This window comes from Blautia sp. ZXY-1-C6 (assembly GCF_056339875.1).
The window spans coordinates 1-2778 of the sequence record NZ_JBWJVQ010000096.1 but is presented as its reverse complement, the minus strand read 5'-3'; the positions used below and the strand labels follow the sequence as shown (position 1 = coordinate 2778).

Below are 2778 nucleotides of genomic sequence, written 5' to 3'. Positions count from 1 at the left end.
AGCACATCAGAAGCTGTTTGTACAGCTGCGGAGACTGTGGCAGACCATAGAAATGTCCCGGATGAACACGAGACGGTACCAGATAATCTCTTGCACCTTCCGGTGTACTCTTACCAAGCATCGGAGTTTCAATTTCAAGGAATCCTTCTTTTGCGAAGAACTGTCTTGTAATCATCATGACTTTGCTCTTAAGCATAATATTCTTCTGAAGGTCAGGTCTTCTTAAGTCAAGATAACGATATTTCAGACGGATTTCATCTTTTGTCTTGCTGTTCTCTTCAATTGGGAACGGAGGTACCTCTGCTTCAGACAGAACACGAAGGGATTTTACGCGAAGCTCAATTTCACCTGTTGCAAGATTCTTGTTAACAGCGCCGCCTCTTTCTTCTACCACACCGGTAACAGCGATTACGAATTCACTTCTCAGCTTACCTGCTTTTGCAAAACCTTCTTCATCAATGCTGCCATTCTCAAAAATCAGCTGCATGATACCGGAACGGTCTCTTAAATCTACGAAAATAATCCCGCCTTTATCGCGGGCTTTCTGAACCCATCCCATAAGGACAACTTCTTTGCCGATCATTTCCTTTGTTACTTCTGCACATCGGCATGTTCTGTGCAGTCCCTGCATACTTTCAGCCATGTTTCTTTCCTCTTTTCATGCTTTCTATATTATAAGAATTGTTGTAACTATCCGGCAGTCTGCTATCTCGCAATGTTGCTGAACAGTTACGAATTATTACATTCTGTCTTTAAAGAATTCTACAAACTCTGTATAGCCCTCTGCTGTCATCTGATCTTTCTGGAATTTCTTATTCTTCTTCATAATAGAAATATTGATCTGTGTTCCGGCATTACGCTCTTCCTGAGCCTGTTTCAGAATCGTCAGCATCTTGTCTGCCGGCATATTCTTCTCGATAAGATATGCTTTCTTACCATTCTTTGTCGGGATTTCATAATTTCTCTCAAGAAGAAGCATTACGATTCTCTCGAATCCAATTGAAAATCCGCAGGCAGATGTATTGTTTCCTGTAAATTTACCGATCATCTCATCATAGCGTCCACCGCCGCCTACGCTGCCGCCAAACTCATCCATAGAGATTTCAAAAATCGGTCCTGTATAATAAGACATTCCACGTACCAAAGTCGGATCGAAAGACATCTTAAAATCTGCTGTTTTAACAGAATCCACAGTAGAAATAATAGTCTCAAGATCCTCGGCAACCTTAGGATCCAGAACATCTTTTAATTTCTCCTTGCAATAACGGACACCCTCAATGTCAGAAGTGATCTCTTTGAAAAGTCCAAGATAAGTATCAATGCTCTCTTTTGCAAATCCTTCCTTCTCCAGTTCTTCTGCAACACCTTCCAGACCAATCTTGTCCATCTTGTCCAGAATGATAAACACAGTGTCAAAGCTTTCCTGTGGGAATCCACTGTACTGCGCCATCGCTTTTAAGATTTTTCTGTCGTTGATGCGAATCGTAAAGTTATGGAAATCCAGCTTTCCGAGCAACGTTGTGGTAGCAAGAACCAGTTCGATCTCAGCCAGATAAGTAGGCTCACCCAGAATATCAATATCACACTGCATAAACTGACGGAAACGTCCTCTCTGCGGTCTGTCTGCTCTCCACACATTGCCCATCTGAAGTGCCTTAAAAGGAGCCGGAAGCTCATTTGCGTTGTTGGAATAATATCTGGAAAGCGGCACAGTCAGATCGTAGCGAAGTCCGGAGTCAACCAGATCACTTTCTTTCTCTGCTTCCGCAAGTTTCAGTTTCTCCCCACGTTTCAGGATCTTGAAAATAAGTTTCTCATTCTCTCCGCCCTGTTTACTGGAAAGATTTTCAATATGTTCCACACATGGTGTCTCTATAGATGAAAAGCCAAATGTTCCGTATGTTTCACGAATCATGTTCATCACATAATTACGGATTTCCATCTCTTTTGGTAAAATGTCCTTCATACCGGTTACCGGTTTCTTCTTTAATGCCATGTTGTCCTCCTCTTTTATAAAAATTCTGCCCGTCTCCATTATGAACCACTCTCTGAAACGCAAGAAAAACCTGCATATCAAAATTTTTTACTTCATCGATCATCAACTCCATAACTGAAGAAATATCAAATCCTCTTCTGTATGGTCTGTCAGAGATCAATGCTGCATATACATCGCAGACTCTGAGTATCCGGGCACCTATGGGTATATCATCACCTGCTTTATTGGACGGATATCCACTACCATCATAATTCTCATGATGGTACAGGATACTCTCCAATACAAAATCCGAATATCCCTGCCCTTTAAGTTCCTCATATCCCAATGCAGAATGCATCCGGACATACTTCAGTTCCTCGATCACCAGAGGATCCTGCTCCTGTCCGTTAATATAACTTGTCAGCTTCAGCTTTCCTATATCATGGAGCATTCCTGCTATTGCAAGCTCATAACACTGTTCATGCGGCAGTCCCATCTCCTCTGCAACCGCATAAGCCAGATTACTTACCAGCATTCCATGATGCAGTTCAGAAGCAAGGTCAAATTCCAGGATTCTCTGCTGTGAACCTGCTGCTGTCTTTTGTACTGTGTCCAAAATGTTACCTCCACATCCTACAGCCAGGTAGCTATTGCTGTCCGTTTTCTCTCGATCATCTCATCAATGCGGGAAATATAATTAGAAACGTCTTTTACATTCTCCACACGTTCAATTCTCTGTCCATGGTCAAAGACCAGCTTGGAAGAACCGCCTGCCCCCAGTGCGATGATAGGCTGTTTTTCCT

3 protein-coding genes and 1 pseudogene are annotated in these 2778 nt (G+C 42.4%); all 4 read right to left on the bottom strand.

Features of this window, described 5'->3' with window-relative positions:
* Nucleotides 1-643 (bottom strand): amino acid--tRNA ligase-related protein (locus tag AC075J_RS03595; RefSeq protein ID WP_476390013.1); only part of this gene is annotated, 643 nt, incomplete at its 3' end.
* A gap of 96 nt (nt 644-739) precedes the next feature.
* Nucleotides 740-1996 (bottom strand): histidine--tRNA ligase, encoded by a 1257-nt coding sequence (gene hisS, locus AC075J_RS03590; RefSeq protein WP_008703721.1) that lies wholly within the window; start codon nt 1994-1996, stop codon nt 740-742.
* The gene (locus AC075J_RS03585; protein ID WP_020994017.1) at nt 1929-2591 is read right to left on the bottom strand and encodes an HD-GYP domain-containing protein; all 663 of its coding nucleotides are present in this window, start codon (nt 2589-2591) and stop codon (nt 1929-1931) included. Before AC075J_RS03585 ends, hisS begins: the two co-directional genes overlap by 68 nt.
* A 17-nt stretch (nt 2592-2608) precedes the next feature.
* Nucleotides 2609-2778: pseudogene (locus AC075J_RS03580) on the bottom strand (coproporphyrinogen dehydrogenase HemZ); the annotation flags it as partial.

Bases quoted from the DNA above. Each gene is read 5' to 3' on its own strand.
- hisS (WP_008703721.1), bottom strand. From the start codon at position 1,996: ATGGCATTAAAGAAGAAACCGGTAACCGGTATGAAGGACATTTTACCA.